The 17,886-nt window shown below is 62.6% G+C and carries 15 protein-coding genes; 11 read left to right on the top strand and 4 right to left on the bottom strand.

Annotated features, from left to right (window positions below; genetic code table 11):
• Positions 1-5 precede the first annotated feature (5 nt).
• From ACF8Q6_RS10230 to lpxC, 4 genes are all read left to right on the top strand, one after another.
• Positions 6-875: a cell division protein FtsQ/DivIB gene (locus ACF8Q6_RS10230; RefSeq protein WP_003251865.1), complete on the top strand. Its 870-nt coding sequence runs from the start codon at positions 6-8 to the stop codon at positions 873-875.
• Positions 876-889: 14 nt separating this feature from the next.
• Complete coding sequence (gene ftsA / locus ACF8Q6_RS10225; protein WP_003251867.1) at positions 890-2,152, top strand: cell division protein FtsA; 1,263 nt, start codon at positions 890-892, stop codon at positions 2,150-2,152.
• Positions 2,153-2,207: 55 nt separating this feature from the next.
• A complete protein-coding gene (ftsZ, locus tag ACF8Q6_RS10220) occupies positions 2,208-3,404 on the top strand; it encodes a cell division protein FtsZ (RefSeq protein ID WP_003251871.1) in 1,197 nt (398 codons plus the stop codon).
• Positions 3,405-3,516: 112 nt separating this feature from the next.
• Positions 3,517-4,428: a UDP-3-O-acyl-N-acetylglucosamine deacetylase gene (gene lpxC / locus ACF8Q6_RS10215; RefSeq protein WP_003251873.1), complete on the top strand. Its 912-nt coding sequence runs from the start codon at positions 3,517-3,519 to the stop codon at positions 4,426-4,428.
• A 47-nt stretch (positions 4,429-4,475) separates the two neighbouring features.
• On the opposite strand, the gene ACF8Q6_RS10210 is transcribed toward lpxC, so the two are convergent.
• Complete coding sequence (locus ACF8Q6_RS10210) at positions 4,476-4,931, bottom strand: DUF721 domain-containing protein (RefSeq protein ID WP_003251875.1); 456 nt, start codon at positions 4,929-4,931, stop codon at positions 4,476-4,478.
• Between the two features lie 372 nt (positions 4,932-5,303).
• On the opposite strand from ACF8Q6_RS10210, the gene secA reads away from it, so the two are divergent.
• The 4 genes from secA to ACF8Q6_RS10190 all read left to right on the top strand — a co-directional run bounded on the left by secA (position 5,304) and on the right by ACF8Q6_RS10190 (position 11,168).
• Positions 5,304-8,039, top strand: coding sequence for a preprotein translocase subunit SecA (secA, locus tag ACF8Q6_RS10205; protein ID WP_003251877.1), 2,736 nt, complete (start codon positions 5,304-5,306; stop codon positions 8,037-8,039).
• Between the two features lie 182 nt (positions 8,040-8,221).
• The gene (gene argJ, locus ACF8Q6_RS10200; protein ID WP_003251879.1) at positions 8,222-9,439 is read left to right on the top strand and encodes a bifunctional glutamate N-acetyltransferase/amino-acid acetyltransferase ArgJ; all 1,218 of its coding nucleotides are present in this window, start codon (positions 8,222-8,224) and stop codon (positions 9,437-9,439) included.
• A 155-nt stretch (positions 9,440-9,594) separates the two neighbouring features.
• Entirely contained in the window at positions 9,595-10,227 is a 633-nt protein-coding gene (locus ACF8Q6_RS10195; protein ID WP_012053649.1) for a glutathione S-transferase family protein, read from the top strand.
• Complete coding sequence (locus ACF8Q6_RS10190) at positions 10,224-11,168, top strand: Nudix family hydrolase (protein ID WP_392489853.1); 945 nt, start codon at positions 10,224-10,226, stop codon at positions 11,166-11,168. Before ACF8Q6_RS10195 ends, ACF8Q6_RS10190 begins: the two co-directional genes overlap by 4 nt.
• Before the next feature lie 136 nt (positions 11,169-11,304).
• Here ACF8Q6_RS10190 and ACF8Q6_RS10185 read toward each other — a convergent pair whose 3' ends face one another.
• Genes ACF8Q6_RS10185 through ACF8Q6_RS10175 form a run of 3 tightly spaced genes read right to left on the bottom strand, consistent with a single transcriptional unit; the run spans position 11,305 to position 14,858 of the window.
• The gene (locus ACF8Q6_RS10185; RefSeq protein WP_012053648.1) at positions 11,305-11,871 is read right to left on the bottom strand and encodes a cob(I)yrinic acid a,c-diamide adenosyltransferase; all 567 of its coding nucleotides are present in this window, start codon (positions 11,869-11,871) and stop codon (positions 11,305-11,307) included.
• A 1-nt stretch (position 11,872) separates the two neighbouring features.
• Entirely contained in the window at positions 11,873-13,903 is a 2,031-nt protein-coding gene (locus tag ACF8Q6_RS10180; RefSeq protein ID WP_012053647.1) for an ATP-binding protein, read from the bottom strand.
• Between the two features lie 37 nt (positions 13,904-13,940).
• Positions 13,941-14,858: a putative 2-dehydropantoate 2-reductase gene (locus ACF8Q6_RS10175; protein ID WP_392489852.1), complete on the bottom strand. Its 918-nt coding sequence runs from the start codon at positions 14,856-14,858 to the stop codon at positions 13,941-13,943.
• A 100-nt stretch (positions 14,859-14,958) separates the two neighbouring features.
• Here ACF8Q6_RS10175 and ACF8Q6_RS10170 point away from each other — a divergent pair, with 100 nt between their 5' ends.
• The 3 genes from ACF8Q6_RS10170 (at position 14,959) to ACF8Q6_RS10160 (ending at position 17,853) form a co-directional block, all read left to right on the top strand.
• Entirely contained in the window at positions 14,959-15,444 is a 486-nt protein-coding gene (locus ACF8Q6_RS10170; protein WP_003251890.1) for a YajQ family cyclic di-GMP-binding protein, read from the top strand.
• Positions 15,445-15,558: 114 nt separating this feature from the next.
• A complete protein-coding gene (locus tag ACF8Q6_RS10165; protein WP_003251892.1) occupies positions 15,559-16,401 on the top strand; it encodes a mechanosensitive ion channel family protein in 843 nt (280 codons plus the stop codon).
• A 210-nt stretch (positions 16,402-16,611) separates the two neighbouring features.
• Positions 16,612-17,853, top strand: a complete 1,242-nt coding sequence (locus tag ACF8Q6_RS10160; RefSeq protein ID WP_392489689.1) for an MFS transporter — start codon at positions 16,612-16,614, stop codon at positions 17,851-17,853.
• The last annotated feature ends 33 nt before the right edge of the window (positions 17,854-17,886 follow it).

Genomic DNA, 17,886 nt, shown 5'->3' with positions numbered 1-17,886 from the left:
TAACCATGCAAGGCGCGATGATACGTCAGCAGCAACCCGTTACCGGCCGTAGCAAGCCGGTGCCGCGTGGTGCCAGCCGGCTGGTGGCCGACGAGCCCGTATCGGCGCGCCTGCCCCGGCCAAGCCTGGGCGGCCTCAAGCGCTTGCTGTGGCCGGTGTTGCTGGTGGCGGCCGGCTTTGGTGCCTACGAGGGCGCCATTCGCCTGATGCCGTACGCCGACCGCCCGATCACCAAGATCGATGTGCAGGGCGACCTCAGCTACATCAGTCAGCAGTCGGTGCAGCAGCGTATCGCGCCCTACGTGGCGGCGAGCTTCTTCAGCGTCGACCTGCCGGCGATGCGCGCCGAGCTCGAGCAGATGCCGTGGATCGCCCATGCCGAAGTGCGCCGGGTGTGGCCCGACGAGGTGGTGATCCGCCTTGAAGAGCAGCTGCCGGTGGCACGCTGGGGGGACGCAGCCCTGCTCAACAACCAGGGTCAGGCTTTCACCCCGCGCGAGCTGGCCAACTATGAGCACCTGCCGCAGCTGGCCGGGCCGCAGCGTGCTCAGCAACAAGTCATGCAGCAGTATCAGGTATTGAGCCAGATGCTGCGCCCCCTGGGCTTTTCCATCGCTCGCCTGGAGCTGCGCGAGCGAGGCAGCTGGTTCCTGACCACCGGTGCGAGCAGTGCCGGGCCAGGCATCGAGTTGCTGCTGGGGCGCGATCATCTGGTGGAGAAGATGCGCCGTTTCATCGCCATTTACGACAAGACACTCAAAGACCAGATCACCACTATCGCCCGCATTGATCTGCGTTATTCCAACGGACTTGCCGTTGGTTGGCGGGAACCGATTGCACCGACGACGGCCCAACCCGCCGTTGCGAAGAATTAGAGAGAGGCAGGACCATGGCAAACGCGCATAGCGGCAAAATGATCGTCGGGCTGGACATTGGCACCTCCAAGGTGGTGGCGCTGGTGGGCGAAGTGGGCGAAGACGGCACCCTGGAAATCGTCGGGATCGGCACCCATCCGTCCCGTGGCCTGAAAAAAGGCGTGGTGGTGAACATCGAGTCCACCGTGCAGTCGATCCAGCGCGCCGTGGAAGAGGCGCAGCTGATGGCCGGCTGCCGTATCCACTCGGCGTTCGTCGGTGTGGCCGGTAATCACATCCGCAGCCTGAACTCCCACGGCATCGTTGCCATCCGTGACCGCGAGGTCAGCCTGGCCGACCTGGAGCGCGTACTCGACGCCGCCCAGGCCGTGGCGATTCCGGCCGACCAGCGCGTGCTGCACACCTTGCCGCAGGACTATGTGATCGACAACCAGGAAGGCGTGCGCGAGCCGCTGGGCATGTCTGGCGTGCGTCTGGAAGCCAAGGTTCACGTGGTCACTTGCGCCGTCAACGCCGCCCAGAACATCGAGAAGTGTGTGCGCCGCTGCGGCCTGGAAATCGACGACATCATCCTCGAACAGCTGGCTTCGGCCTACTCGGTGCTGACCGATGATGAAAAAGAACTGGGCGTGTGCCTGGTGGACATCGGTGGCGGCACCACCGACATCGCCATCTTCACCGAGGGTGCCATCCGCCACACGGCGGTCATCCCGATTGCCGGCGACCAGGTGACCAACGACATCGCCATGGCCCTGCGTACACCGACCCAGTACGCCGAAGAAATCAAGATCCGCTACGCCTGTGCCTTGGCCAAACTGGCTGGCGCTGGCGAGACCATCAAGGTGCCAAGCGTGGGCGATCGCCCACCGCGCGAGCTGTCGCGCCAGGCCCTGGCCGAGGTGGTGGAGCCACGTTACGACGAGCTCTTCACCCTGATCCAGGCCGAACTGCGCCGCAGCGGCTACGAAGACCTGGTGCCCGCCGGCATCGTCCTCACTGGCGGCACCGCGAAGATGGAAGGCGCCGTGGAACTGGCCGAGGAAATCTTCCACATGCCGGTACGCCTGGGCGTGCCGCACAGCGTTCGGGGGCTGAGCGACGTGGTGCGCAACCCGATCTATTCCACCGGTGTGGGCTTGCTCACCTACGGCCTGCTGAAGCAGTCCGAGGACTTGGCCCTGACCGGTAACAGCAACAGCAGCAGCAACAGCTATGGCGATGAACCGAAGGCCCCAGTGCTTGAACGCTTCAAGAAGTGGGTCCAGGGCAACTTCTAAGTTTCAAAGCAGTAGTGGTAGGCGCAACAACTAGAGAACTGTAAGGAGAGGGAAAATGTTCGAGCTCGTAGACAACGTCCCGCAAAGTCCGGTCATCAAAGTGATCGGCGTAGGTGGTGGTGGCGGCAACGCCGTCAATCACATGGTCAAGAGCAGCATCGAAGGCGTGGAATTCATCTGCGCCAACACCGATGCCCAGGCGCTGAAAAACATTGGCGCGCGCACCATCCTGCAATTGGGCACGGGTGTGACCAAGGGCCTGGGTGCTGGTGCCAATCCGGAAGTCGGCCGTCAGGCCGCGCTGGAAGACCGTGAGCGCATCGCTGAAGTGCTGCAGGGCACCAACATGGTGTTCATCACCACCGGCATGGGTGGCGGTACCGGTACCGGTGCAGCGCCAATCATTGCCGAAGTGGCCAAGGAAATGGGTATCCTCACCGTTGCAGTGGTGACCCGTCCGTTCCCGTTCGAAGGCCGCAAGCGCATGCAGATCGCCGATGAAGGCATCCGCATGCTGGCTGAAAGCGTCGACTCGTTGATCACCATCCCCAACGAGAAGCTGCTGACCATCCTGGGCAAGGATGCCAGCCTGCTGTCCGCCTTCGCCAAGGCTGACGATGTACTGGCCGGTGCCGTACGCGGTATCTCCGACATCATCAAGCGCCCAGGCATGATCAACGTCGACTTCGCCGACGTGCGCACCGTGATGGGTGAAATGGGCATGGCCATGATGGGTACTGGCTGCGCCAGCGGCCCGAACCGTGCACGTGAAGCCACCGAGGCAGCTATCCGTAACCCGCTGCTGGAAGACGTCAACCTGCAGGGCGCCCGCGGTATCCTGGTGAACATCACCGCAGGCCCGGACCTGTCGCTGGGTGAGTACTCCGACGTGGGTAGCATCATCGAAGCCTTCGCCTCCGACCACGCGATGGTCAAGGTCGGCACCGTGATCGACCCGGACATGCGTGACGAACTGCACGTGACCGTGGTGGCCACTGGTCTGGGCGCACGCATCGAGAAGCCTGTGAAGGTGGTCGACAATACCCTGCAGACTGCCCAGCAGGCGTACGAAGCGTCCAATCCTGCGCCGGTGCGCCAGGAGCAGCCAGCGGTCAACTACCGCGACCTGGAGCGCCCGACCGTCATGCGCAACCAGGCGCATGCAGGTGCTGCCGCAGCCGCTAAACTGAACCCTCAGGATGACCTGGACTACCTCGATATCCCGGCATTCCTGCGTCGTCAGGCTGATTAATGGAATTTATCAGGGGTATAAAGGTGATTGGTATTCATCAAAGGTTGGGTCTGTTATCATCCCCAGCCTTTGTTGATACCTGTTCGCAATTTGCGCTGAAGCGGCCAATGCCATGATTAAACAACGCACCCTGAAGAATACCATCCGTGCCACAGGTGTCGGTCTGCACTCCGGGGAGAAGGTTTACCTGACCCTCAAGCCTGCACCTGTTGACACCGGCATCGTCTTCCGCCGCGCCGACCTCGACCCTGTGGTCGAGATCCCTGCGCGTGCGGCCAACGTCGGCGAGACAACCATGTCGACGACGTTGGTCAACGGTGACGTCAAGGTCGATACGGTCGAGCACCTGCTCTCCGCCATGGCGGGCCTGGGCATCGATAACGCCTACGTCGAGCTCTCCGCCTCGGAAGTGCCGATCATGGATGGCAGCGCCGGTCCTTTTGTATTCCTGATTCAGTCTGCCGGCCTGGAAGAACAGGACGCAGCCAAGAAGTTCATCCGCATCCTGCGTGAGGTAACCGTGGAAGAGGGCGACAAGCGCGCCACGTTCCTGCCTTTCGAAGGTTTCAAGGTGAGCTTCGAGATCGATTTCGATCACCCGGTGCTTCGCAACCGGACCCAGAGCGCCAGCGTCGACTTTTCCAGCACGTCGTTCGTGAAGGAAGTCAGCCGCGCGCGTACTTTTGGCTTCATGCGTGACATCGAGTACCTGCGCAAGCACAACCTTGCGTTGGGTGGCAGTGTCGAGAACGCCATCGTGGTCGATGAGGACGGCGTGCTCAACGAAGACGGCCTTCGTTACGAAGACGAATTCGTCAAGCACAAGATCCTCGACGCCATCGGCGATCTGTACCTGCTGGGCAACAGCCTGATCGGCGAGTTCAAGGGCTTCAAGTCCGGCCACGCGCTGAACAACCAGCTGTTGCGCAAGCTGATTGCTGAAACCGATGCCTGGGAAGTGGTCACTTTCGAAGATGCCAGCACGGCACCGATCTCGTACATGCGCCCTGTTGCGGCCGTGTAAGTTCGAACACTCTCTAGTTCATTAAGGCCACCTTCGGGTGGCCTTTTTTATGGCTTGCCCTGAGCGTGGGCAGCCAACCGTTCCAGTGCGGCGCGCAGTTTGGGGTCGGTAATGCCCTCGGCGGTGTCGCGCAGGCTCTCGGCCGCGCTGTTCGAAAGCTCGGCCGCATGCCCGCCACGCTTGGCCGGTACCAGCGGCGGCTGTACCTTGTACAGGATGCGCCTGAGGTTGCCGAATGCTTCCATGGCCTGCAGGGCCGCCAACAAGCGCTTCTGCTGGTAGCGCAGGCGGGTTGCCCAATGGCCGTCGGTAACCACCAGCAACAAAGTACCATCGCGCCAGGACGCCACATGGCAGTGCTCGCGGGCAGCCGGTTGCAACTGGCTTTCCAGCAGCCGCTGCAAGTGCTCCAGGCGCTCGGCCTGGTTCAGCAGCAGGCGCAGCGGGCGCACCTGGCGCAGCAGGGCGGAAGGTGGCTGGGCGGGGGAGGGTTTGTAGGCCATGGGGGTACGCGTGAGGTGACGTGGGCACAGTCTAACATCTCCGTTGCCTGTGCCGGCCTCTTCGCGGGTGAACCCGCTCCTGCCAGGGTTGTCGGTATCTTGTAGGAGCGGGTTCACCCGCGAAGAGGCCGGCACAGGCAGCCAAAGACAAGACTGGTTCTCGATAGCTTTCATGTTGCCAAGCCTTGAACTCAGTGAAAATGCCCCTATCTAAAACAGGCCCCTGCCAAAACGCTGTATCAGCATCGTGGAAATCCACCACTTTCCTCACCATCGTTTCCGGGTAGAATGCTCGTTCGCATGCGGCCTATGGGCTGCACGGGCGACTCATGGGGCCGCCCTCCATCCCTACGTGTGGAAGATCCTGCCGATATGTTTGCGCCTTTGTTAAAAAAACTTTTTGGAAGCAAGAACGAGCGTGAAGTCAAACGCATGCTCAAGACGGTGAGTATCGTCAATGCCTTCGAAGAGAAGATGGTGGCCCTCTCCGACGAGCAACTGCGGGGCAAGACTGCAGAGTTCAAGGAACGCCTGGCCAAAGGCGAGACACTGGACCAATTGCTGCCCGAAGCCTTCGCCGTGGCCCGCGAGGCCGGCAAGCGTGTAATGGGCATGCGCCATTTCGATGTGCAGTTGATCGGCGGCATGACCCTGCACGAGGGTATGATCGCAGAAATGCGCACCGGTGAAGGCAAGACCTTGGTCGGTACCCTGGCCGTCTACCTCAACGCATTGTCCGGCAAGGGCGTGCATGTGGTCACCGTCAACGACTACCTGGCGCGCCGTGACGCCAACTGGATGCGCCCGCTGTACGAGTTCCTCGGGCTGTCGGTCGGTATCGTCTCGGCCTTCCAGCCGCCGGAAGAAAAGCGCGCCGCCTATGCAGCCGACATCACCTACGGCACCAACAACGAATTCGGGTTCGACTACCTGCGCGACAACATGGCGTTCAGCCAGGACGAGAAGTTCCAGCGTGAACTGAACTTCGCCGTGATCGACGAAGTCGACTCCATCCTCATCGACGAAGCGCGTACCCCGCTGATCATTTCCGGTCAGGCCGAGGACAGCTCCAAGCTGTACATCGAGATCAACCGCCTGATCCCGCGCCTCACCCAGCACATCGAAGAGGTCGAAGGCCAGGTCACCCAGGAAGGCCACTTCACCATCGACGAGAAGAGTCGCCAGGTGGAGCTGAACGAAGCCGGTCACCAGTTCATCGAAGAGATGCTGGCCCAGGCGGGCCTGCTGGCTGAGGGCGAGAGCCTGTACTCCGCGCACAACCTGGGCTTGCTGACACACGTCTACGCCGGTCTTCGTGCACACAAGCTGTTCCACCGCAACGTCGAGTACATCGTCCAGGACGGCCAGGTTCTGCTGATCGACGAACACACCGGCCGTACCATGCCGGGCCGTCGCCTGTCCGAGGGCCTGCACCAGGCCATCGAGGCCAAAGAGAACCTGAACATCCAGGCCGAGAGCCAGACCCTGGCTTCGACCACCTTCCAGAACTACTTCCGCCTGTACACCAAGCTGTCCGGCATGACCGGTACCGCCGACACCGAAGCATTCGAGTTCCAGTCGATCTACGGCCTGAACGTGATGGTCATTCCGCCGAACAAGCCACTGGCGCGTAAGGACTACAACGACCTGGTGTACCTGACCGCTGACGAGAAATACGCCGCGATCATCGCCGACATCAAGGAAAGCATGAAGCTGGGCCGTCCGGTGCTGGTAGGTACCGCGACCATTGAAACTTCCGAGCACATGTCCAACCTCCTGAAAAAGGAAGGGATCGACCACAAGGTGCTCAACGCCAAGTATCACGAGAAGGAAGCCGAGATCATCGCGCAAGCAGGCGCGCCAGGTGCACTGACCATCGCCACCAACATGGCTGGCCGTGGTACCGACATCCTGCTGGGCGGTAACTGGGAAGCCGAAGTGGCTGCCCTGGAAAACCCGACAGCCGAGCAGATCGCCCAGATCAAGGCCGACTGGCAGAAGCGTCACCAGCAAGTGATCGAGACGGGTGGCCTGCATGTAATCGCTTCCGAGCGCCACGAATCGCGCCGTATCGACAACCAGCTGCGTGGCCGCTCCGGTCGTCAGGGCGACCCGGGTTCCAGCCGCTTCTACCTGTCGCTGGAAGACAGCCTGATGCGCATCTTCGCCTCTGACCGGGTGAAGAACTTCATGAAGGCACTGGGCATGCAATCGGGCGAGGCCATCGAGCACCGCATGGTCACCAACGCTATCGAGAAAGCCCAGCGCAAGGTCGAAGGCCGCAACTTCGACATTCGTAAGCAATTGCTCGAATATGACGACGTCGCCAACGAGCAGCGCAAGGTGATCTACCACATGCGCAACAGCCTGCTGGCGGCCGAGAACATTGGCGACACCATCGTCGAATTCCGCAAGGAAGTACTGGACGCTACCATCAGCCAGCACATTCCGCCGCAGTCGCTGCCAGAGCAGTGGGACGTAGCCGGCCTGGAGGCTTCGCTGGCCAGCGATTTCGCCATCAAGTTGCCGATTCAGCAATGGCTCGACGAGGATGATCACCTCTACGAAGAGACCTTGCGCGAGAAGCTGCTGAACGAGATCACCACTGCCTACACCGAGAAGGAAGACCAGGCCGGTCTCGACGCCCTGCGAACCTTCGAGAAGCAGATTCTGCTGCGCGTACTGGACGACCTGTGGAAAGACCACCTGTCGACCATGGACCACCTGCGTCACGGTATTCACCTGCGTGGTTATGCGCAGAAGAACCCGAAGCAGGAGTACAAGCGCGAGTCGTTCAGCCTGTTCCAGGAGCTGTTGGAGTCGATCAAGCGCGACACCATCCGCGTGCTGTCGCACGTACAGGTTCGCCGCGAAGACCCGGCCGAAGAAGAAGCCCGCCTGCGCCGCGAAGCCGAAGAGCTGGCGAGTCGCATGCAATTCCAGCACGCCGCTGCACCGGGCCTGGAAAGTGAGCAACTGAGCGAGGAGGGTGCCGAAGTAGCGGTAGCCTCGGCGCCAGTACGCAATGACCAGAAGCTGGGCCGCAACGAGCCGTGCTGGTGCGGTTCGGGCAAGAAGTTCAAGCATTGCCATGGTCAGATCGAGTGATCTGAACCTTACGTTGTACAAGCCTGGGGCCGCTTTGCGGCCCTTTCGCGACACAAGGCCGCTCCCACAGGTACCGCGCTCGTCCATGAACGGGCGCGATCCTTGTGGGGGCGGCCTTGTGTCGCGATGGGGCGCGAAGCGGCCCCTTTTTCGACATCATCGTTTTTTCTAGGAGCGCTCTAATGGCTGTTGGTCTTGGTCCTTTGCCCACCCTGCACCCGGTTCCGGGTTTTGAACTCGGTATCGCTTCTGCCGGTATCAAGCGCCCGGGGCGCAAGGATGTGGTGGTCATGCGCTGTGCCGAAGGCTCCAGCGTGGCTGGCGTGTTCACCCTCAACGCCTTCTGCGCAGCGCCGGTGATCCTGTCCAAGCAGCGTGTACAGGGCACCGTGCGCTACCTGCTGACCAACACGGGTAACGCCAACGCCGGCACCGGCGCGCCAGGCCTGGCCGCCGCCGAGCGCACCTGCGCCAAGCTGGCCGAACTGGCTGGCGTACCGGCAGAGTCGGTACTGCCGTTCTCCACCGGCGTGATTGGCGAGCCGCTGCCGGTCGAAAAGATCGAAGGCGCGCTGCAGGCCGCCCTCGACAACCTGTCGGAAAACAACTGGGCTGAGGCCGCTACCGGCATCATGACCACCGACACCCTGCCCAAGGGGGCCAGCCGCCAGTTCCAGCACGATGGCGTGACCGTTACCGTCACCGGTATCAGCAAGGGTGCAGGCATGATCCGCCCGAACATGGCGACCATGCTGGGCTACATCGCTACCGACGCCAAGGTGGCGCCCAGCGTCCTCAAGGACCTGATGCTGGACGGCGCCAACAAGTCGTTCAACCGCATCACGATCGATGGTGACACTTCGACCAACGATTGCTGCATGCTGATCGCTACCGGCAAGGCCGACCTGCCGGAAGTGACCGAAGCCAGCGGCGCGCTTTTCGAAGCGCTGAAAAAGGCCGTGTTCGAAGTGTGCATGGAAGTGGCCCAGGCCATCGTCCGTGACGGCGAAGGTGCGACCAAGTTCGTGACCGTGCAGGTCAACGGTGGTGGCAACCACCAGGAGTGCCTGGACGTCGGCTACGCCGTGGCCCACTCGCCGCTGATCAAGACCGCGCTGTTCGCTTCCGACCCGAACTGGGGCCGTATCCTCGCTGCCGTAGGTCGTGCCGGTGTACCGGAGCTGGATGTGAGCCTGATCGATGTTTACCTGGACAGCGTTTGCATTGCGAGCAAAGGCGGCCGCAGCCCGAGCTATACCGAAGCGCAGGGTTCGGCAGTGATGGCCCAGGAAGAGATCACCATCCGAATCGAACTGGGCCGTGGCCAGTGCAGCGAAACCATCTGGACGACCGACCTGTCCCACGAGTACGTGAAGATCAACGCCGAGTACCGTACCTGATCTACTGATCCGAAGGCCTCTTCGCGGGCACGCCCGCTCCCACAGGTGTTGCAATGCCTGCAGGAGTGGTGCGGTCCCTGTAGGAGCGGGCTTGCCCGCGAAAGGCCGCGCAGCGGCCTGCGGGTTTTGCAAGACAAACCTGATGGAGCCGAACCATGAGCTATCACCTGATCATCGGCGACAAGCTGTACTCCTCCTGGTCGCTGCGTGGCGCCCTGGCCCTCGAGCTGGCTGGCGTGCCCTACGAAGAAACCCTGATCAAGCTGAACCAGCCTGATACCCGCCAGCGCATCCTCGCTTTCTCCTCCACCGGCAAGGTGCCGCTGCTCAAGAGCGAGCACGGTGTGATCGCTGACTCGCTGGCCATTGCCGAATACCTCAACGAACGCCACCCCGAAGCCCAGCTGTGGCCTGCCGATGTGGCGGCGCGTGCCCAGGCCCGTTCGGCCTGTGCGCAGATGCATAGCGGCTTCCTTGCCCTGCGCGGCGCCATGCCGTTCGACTTGTCGCGCGACCAGGCGCTGGACAGCGTGCCGCTGGACGTGCAAATCGACATCGACCGCATCGTTGCGCTGTGGTCCGAATGCCGTCTGGTGGCCAAGGACAGCGGCCCGTTCCTGTTCGGCAAGGCAAGCCTGGCCGATGCCTTCTTTGCCCCGGTAGCCGTGCGCCTGCGCACCTACCGCGTAGAAGTCCCCGCCGAGGCGGCAGCCTACATCGAGACCATTTATCAATGGCCAGCCTTCCAGGCATGGCAACAGGCAGGCCTGGAGGAGCGTGAAGCGTGAAACGGATTCATGTAGTAGCTGCCGTGATTCGCGGCGCTGATGGCCGTATTCTGATCGCACGTCGTGCCGATACCCAGCACCAGGGCGGCTTGTGGGAGTTCCCCGGTGGCAAGGTGGAAGAAGGCGAAAGCGTCGAAGCGGCGCTTGCCCGCGAGTTGCGCGAGGAGCTGGGCATCGAGGTAAGCCATTCGCGTGCGCTGATCAAGGTCAGCCATGACTACCCGGACAAGCAGGTGCTGCTGGAGGTGCGCGAGGTCGAAGTGTTCACTGGCGAACCGCATGGTGCCGAAGGCCAGCCGCTGGAGTGGGTTGCCCCGCGCGATTTGCCGCAGTACGAATTCCCCGAGGCCAACAAGCCGATCGTCGCCGCTGCGCGCCTGCCGGACCAGTACCTGATCACCCCGGACGGCCTGGAAGTGCCGCAGCTGCTCAAGGGTATCCAGAAGGCGGTGGCCAATGGTATTCGCCTGATCCAGTTGCGTGCCCCGGACATGTACGACCCCAAGTACCGCGACGTGGCGGTGGATGCGGTCGGGCTGTGTGCGGGCAAGGCGCAGCTGATGCTTAAAGGTCCACTGGAATGGCTGGGTGATTTCCCGGCGGCCGGTTGGCACCTGACGGCCGCGCAGCTGCGCAAGTACGCCGCCAGGGGCCGGCCGTTCCCCAAGGAGCGCTGGTTGGCGGCATCCTGCCACAGTGCCGAAGAGCTGGCGCTGGCTGAGCAGATGGGCGTGGACTTTGTCACCCTGTCGCCAGTGCAGGCGACCCAGACTCACCCAGAGGCGGTGCCGTTGGGATGGGATGAGGCGCAGCGGTTGATTGCCGGGTTCAACAAGCCGGTTTACCTGCTGGGTGGGGTAGGGCCGGGTGAGCGCGAGCAGGCCTGGGAAGCCGGGGCACAGGGTGTAGCCGGGATCCGGGCGTTCTGGCCCGAGGTTTGAGTCCCCTGTAACAGTGGCCGCTGCGGGGCCCATTCGCGGGGCCCGCTCCCACAGGAAACTCACGCGCTTCAAGCCTGCTCGAAACCTGTGGGAGCGGGCAAGCCCGCGACTGGGCTGCAAAGCAGCCCCAGAAGTATCAGCCTTTGGGTTTCTCGGCGGGCTGCCACAAAACCTCAGCCACCCCCTGGCGCCGCCCGATGATCCGCGCCGCCACGAACAATAGATCGGAAAGCCGGTTGATATACGCCAAACCAACGCCTTCCAGCGGCTCCATGGCATTCAACTGCTGGCACCGGCGCTCTGCGCTGCGCGCCAGACTGCGGCACACGTGCGCCTGCGCCACCAGCGCCGAACCACTGGGCAGAATGAAGTTCTTCAGCGGCCCCAGCTCTTCGTTCCACACATCGATGGCCGCCTCCAGGCGTTCCACTTCCGCCAGGTTCAATGCCTGGTAACTGGGCATCGCCAGCTCGCCACCCAGGTCGAACAAGCGGTGCTGACACGGCGCCAGCACTGTGGTCACTTCGTTCAGCCCCTGCTCGGCGAGCCCCGCCAGCAGCAACCCCAACTGGCTGTTCAGGCTGTCCACCTCGCCAATCGCTTCGATCCGCGGGTGGTCCTTGGGCACCCGACGGCCGTCGCCCAGGCCGGTTTCGCCTTTGTCGCCGGTGCGGGTATAGATCTTCGAAAGGCGGTAGCCCATGTCATTGCTCCGTTCTGGCCGGCACCGCCGCTGCCGGCTGGGTGAGGGGCAGGCGTAGGGTAAAGCAGGTGCCTTGGCCTGGCGTGGATTGCACTTCCATCTGCCCCTTGTGGTTGTTGGTGATGATGAAGTAGGAGACCGACAGGCCCAGCCCGGTACCCTGGCCGATTTCCTTGGTGGTGAAGAACGGCTCGAAGGTGCGCTTGCGCACCGCCTCGGGCATACCGACGCCGTTGTCCTCGACCTGGATTTCTGCCCATGGCGGGTTTAGCCGGGTGCGCAGTGTGATGCGTCCGGGCTCGCTGGGTTGCGGGCGTTGGTGGATGGCCTGGGCTGCATTCTTCAGCAAGTTGAGCAGTACTTGTTCCAGCTCGTTGGCGGTGCATGGCACCGGCCCCAGGTCGGGGTCGAACTGGCGCACGATGGCTTGCCCCTTGAAGTCGAAGCCGATGGCCAGATCGAAGTCATTGCCGGCAATTTCAAGCGCCTGATCGATCAGTGCCGGCAGCTCGCATGGCACCAGCTGGCGGTTACTGCGGCGGCTGAAGCTGAGCATGTGGGTGACGATCTTCGCCGCCCGGGCGCCGGCCTGCTGAATGCCGTCGAGCAGTTGCGGCACCTCGCGGCTGTCCAGGTAGCGGTTGATCGTGGCCAGGTCGATGCCCAGCTCTTCGGCCTGTTCCTGGTTGCGCGGCAGGTCGGACGACAGGCGCCGGCGAATGTTCTGCACGTTGTGCAGGATAGCGCCCAGCGGGTTGTTGATTTCGTGCGCCATGCCGGCAGCCAGCCCCCCGACCGAGAGCATTTTTTCTGACTGCACCATCATCTCTTCCAATGACAGACGCTGGGTGATGTCGTCGATACGAATGACCACGCCGCGCCCGCCGCCGCCCGTCAGTGGGTAGAAGGTCAGGGCGTAGTGGCGCAGGTCGTCGCCTTTGGGCCAGGTTACCCGCTCGATCTTCGCCACTCGATGTTTTTCCACGGTTTCCTTCAGTTGCGGGAGGAACGGCTTCAGCGGCTCGAACGCAATGAACACCGGCTGGTTGAGTGCCTCGTCCAGTGGCGTGCCGGAAAGCACCGTGGCTTCGTGGTTCCATTGGGTCACGTAGAGCTGTTCGTCGAGGGCGATCAGTGCCGAGGGCATCGAGTCGATGATGCTGTTGAGGTAGTTCTGAAAACCGGTGAGCTTTTTCTCGATCTTGCTGCGTACCTGTACTTCCAGTTCCAGCTTGCGGTTGGTGTGGCGGGTTTCTTCGGCAAGGCCCTGAGCCTGGTCGTAGGCACTCTGGAACTCGTCGCGGGCGCTCTTGAGCTGCTGCTCGCGGGCCTCGATGCGCGACAGCATGGTGTTGAAGGCCTCGGCCAGGCTGCCGATTTCATCGTCATTGCCGCGCTGGGCACGCAAGGCGTAGCTCTCTTCGCGGGTAACCTGGCGGCTGAGCTCCTCAAGCTGGTTGATCGGCTGGGTGATCAGGCGTTTGATCTGCCGGGCGATGACGATCCATAGCAGGACACTGAACACCAGGATGCCCAGGCTGGCGCTGAGTGTGCCGGTGTAGAAGGCCGTGGGCAGTTCGCTGCTGGCTACCAGCAGCAAATGTGCCGGTGGGTTGGCATCGCGGGGGATGCGGATCAACTGAGTGCTGCGAAACTCCATCAGGCGCCAGCCGTCAATGTTGCGAAAACGCTTGGGCAGGGCCAGCGGCTCGCCATGCTGCAACTGCGCCAGCATTCGGCCGTCGCCACCGTAGATGGCGGCGGCGCGCAGCGGTGTGTAACTGTCCAGCTCCTTGAGCAGGGCACGGGCCGTGTCCGGGGTGTCGCCGGCGCGGGCTGCAAGCTGTGGATTGGCCACCAGCCGGCCGATGGTGTGCATAGCCTGCGGCGCCATGCTTTCCTGGGTGATCCAGTAGGCGGCGCTGATGAAGGTGAGGTTGGCCATCAGCAAGATGGTCACCAGCAGTACCAGCAGGGCCGCCAGCAGCTTCTGCCCGACCGGGAGGTTTTCCAGGCGTTGGCGCAAGGTCATGGGCAAGGCAATGTCCGTATCCGGTGGAAGGGCCGCGTCAGTCGCAAGGCAAGCCACGCACGCGCAGGTTTTCGACCAAGCGCTGCAGCAGGTGTTCCAGCTGCGGCAGTTGCAGGCCATGACGGCCCGCAGCGCGGCAAGCATGGCCGAGCAGGTAGTGCAACTCGGTGCGCCGTCCTGCATGCACGTCCTGGTACATGGAAGAGTAGTTGGCTGCGGTGGCGAGGATTACCCGCTGAACTTCTTCGTCCAGCCCCTCGGCTGCTTGCGGCTGGCCGCAACGGCGCAGCAGTCGGGCCAGTTCGACGCACAGGGCTTGCACTTCACCCAGGTGCCCCAGCAGCCCGCCATTCTGGCAATCGTGAAGCACGGTCAGCGGGTTGATGGCGCAATTGAGCGCCAACTTGCGCCACAGGCGGGTCAGTATGTCTACTGTCCACTCAGCGGGGATACCGGCCTCGTGCAGGTCACCGAACCAGGCGGGGAGCAGGGGGCTTCGAGGGTCGCCTAGCCAGTTGAAGCCATGGCCGGCAAAACGCACTTGCCAGTCCCCCTCGCGGAAGGCGCCTTCGGTGCTGGAGGCGAAGATGCAGCGAGCGTGCGGCACCAGGTCGGCGACTTCATCCTGGCTGCCCAGGCCATTCTGCAACAGCAGCACTTCGGCGCTCTCGGCCAGCCGAGGCGCTAGACCGGCAATCGCGGGGGCAGCGTCATAGGCCTTGCAGGCCACCAGCAGCCGGTGGATCGGGCCTTGCGCTTGCGCCGTTTCGGCCGGTATGGCGTAGCGCCGGGTTTGGTCCTGCTCGACCAGGGTCAGGCCACCGGCCTGCTGATAGGCCTGCAGCCGTTGCCCGTCACGCAGGATCAGGCGCACAGCCTTGCCGGCGCGTGCCAGCCGGCAGGCCCACAGACTGCCAAGGCTACCGGCGCCGAGAATATGCCAGGTGCTGCTCATATGCGTTTCGCAACCCGTTATAATGAGCCCGCATTTTAACCTTCAAACCCAGCGCGCTCCATCTTCAGCCTGAGCGCGCTTTTATTTTGGGAGAACAACCATGCCTTCGTTCGACGTGGTATCGGAACTGGACAAGCACGAAGTGCAGAACGCGGTCGACAACGCCATCAAGGAACTGGACCGCCGCTACGACCTCAAGGGCAAAGGCACCTTCGAGTTCAAGGACAAAGAGCAGACCGTGATGCTCACTGCTGAGGAAGAGTTCCAGCTCGAGGCGATGCTGGAGATCCTGCGCCTTGCACTGGTCAAGCGCAAGATCGACGTGAAGTGCCTGGAAACCAAGGACCCCTACGCCTCCGGCAAGGAAAAGAAACAGGAAGCCAAGTTCCGCGAAGGCATCGACAAGGACCTGGCAAAAAAGATCGTTGCCACCATCAAGGATGGCAAGCTGAAAGTACAGGCCGCCATCCAGGGTGAGCAGGTACGGGTAACCGGCAAGAAACGTGACGATCTGCAGGAAGCGATTGCCCTGCTGCGCACCAAGGAATTCGACATGCCGCTGCAGTTCAACAACTTCCGCGACTGATGCGGGGGGGCCGGAACCCCGATGGCCAAATGATGTCCATGGGGGCCGGGGTTGCGTAATAACACGCGCGGCCTGTTCTACCGTGTACTTGCCACTCGGCATCAGGAGATGAATATGGATTTGAACGCTGAGGTCGACCAGCTCGTCCGCCAATCCCAGACGTGGATCCCTTTGATCATGGAATACGGCAGCCGTGTGCTGCTGGCACTGCTGACCTTGGCGGTTGGCTGGTGGATCATCAACAAGGTCAGCGCCCGCCTCGGCAAGCTGGTTGGCCTGCGCAACGCCGACCTGGCGCTGCAGGGCTTCATCAGCACCCTGGCGAACATTGTGCTGAAGGTGCTGCTGTTGGTCAGCGTGGCCTCGATGATCGGCATCGAGACCACCTCGTTCGTCGCCGCCATCGGTGCCGCAGGCCTGGCCATCGGCCTTGCCTTGCAGGGCAGCCTGGCGAACTTCGCCGGTGGTGTGCTGATCCTGATGTTCCGCCCGTTCCGTATCGGTGACTGGATCGAGGCGCAGGGCGTTGCCGGCACCGTCGACAGTATCCAGATCTTCCACACCGTGCTGCGCACCGGTGACAACAAGACGGTCATCATGCCCAATGGCAGCCTGTCCAACGGCATCATTACCAACACCAACCGCCAGCCGACGCGCAAGGTGGTGTTCGATGTGGGCGTTGACTACGAGGCGGACCTGCAGAAGGCCCGCAATGTGCTGCTGGAGCTGGCAAAGGACCCGCGTGTTCTGCAAGACCCTGCACCGCAGGCGGTCGTGTCAACGCTGGGCGACAGCTCGATCACCGTATCGCTGCGCTTGTGGACCAAGACCTCCGATTACTGGGATGTGATGTTCATGCTCAACGAGTACGCGCGTGACCGGTTGAAAGCCGAAGGGATCGACATTCCGTTTCCGCAGCGGGTTATTCGCGTGGTGCAGGAGACTGCAACGCAGTAATACCGCGTTGAAGCCGGGGCCGCTTTGCGCCCCTTCGCGGGCAAGCCCGCTCCTACACAGGACACGCATGTCCTCGGAGGGGCGGGCTTGCCCGTGAAGGGGCGCAAAGCGGCCCCAGCTTTTTCCTACCCTGATTACACTTGCTCACAGCAATTTCCAACAATTTCTGGCATATAGCGTGATCCCGCCTGTCACACCCGATACGCCATCATGAAACCACTGCTGTATGTCACCCCTCTGCGTGCCTTGCTGTTCGGCCTGACCTTGGCCCTGTTCGAACTGCTGACCTACCTGGCCAGCGACGCGGTCATGCCGGCGATGCCGGTCGTGGTCAGTGACCTCGACGCCAGTCCCGAATACATACCCCATGCCCTCAACCTGTACCTGCTGGGCGGCGTGGTACTGCAATGGCTGATCGGCCCGTTGGCCGACCGTTATGGACGGCGCCCGCTGCTGCTGGTCGGTTGCGCATTCTTTGGCCTGGCCTGCCTGGCGACCTTCTGGGTCCAGGACATCGGCCTGTTCAACCTGTTGCGCCTGTTGCAGGGCATTGGCCTGGGCTTTGTGGTCACCGTCAGCTACCCGGCCCTGAACGAGGCTTTCAGCGAGGCTGATGCTGTACGCATGATGGCCCTGTTGGCCAACATCGCCTTGCTGTCGCCCCTGCTCGGGCCGCTGGTGGGCACCTTGCTGCTGCAATGGCTGGACTGGCGCTGGCTGTTCGTGGCGTTCGCCATCGGCGCGGTGCTGGCCTGGCTGCTGCTGTACCGGCTGATGCCGGAAACCCTGGGCGTGGAGCGCCGTGACGGCTCGCGGCTGGCGTTCACGCCGATTCACCTGCTGCCACTGTTGGCGGGCTATGGCCAACTGCTGGGCAACCGCCGCTTCGTTGCAGGCAGCGCCGCCCTTGGGTTGGTCGGATTGCCGCTGATTGGCTGGATTGGCCTGTCGCCGGTGCTGCTGATTCACGATGAGGGATTGAGCACCCTGGAGTATGCCTTGTGGCAGTTGCCGGTCTTTGGCGGGCTGATTCTCGGTAACCTGATCATCAACCGTATTGCCGATCGCTACCCGCTGCCAGCCCTGGTGCGTGGCGCGCTCTGGCCATACCTGGCGGGCCTGTGCCTGATGGTGCTGGCGACCTGGTACCGGCCGAGTGTGACCAGTGTGGTGGCTGGCATGTCGCTGTATGCGCTGGGGTTGGGCGTGGCCAATGCGGTGCTGTACCGCCTGACGCTGTTCTCCAGTGAGCAGAGCAAGGGGCTGGTTTCGGCCATGCTGGGGATGATCACTATCGCCTTGCTGGGGCTCGGCGGTGCGCTGCTGGCGATGATTGGCGCCGGTGCCAGCTTGCTGCATTTTGCCCTCGCGGCGGGTGTGGCGGGGGCGTTGGCGCTGTGGCCGCTGTGGTTTGTGGTGGGTGGGCGGCCTGGGGAAGGGGCTGTTGCTTGATAAGCGGTATTGCCTGTGCCGGCCTCTTCGCGG

The sequence above is a fragment of the Pseudomonas sp. GLN_2 genome, assembly GCF_043106005.1.
GTDB lineage: Bacteria > Pseudomonadota > Gammaproteobacteria > Pseudomonadales > Pseudomonadaceae > Aquipseudomonas > Aquipseudomonas alloputida.
This window is presented reverse-complemented; position numbering and strand designations above follow the sequence as displayed.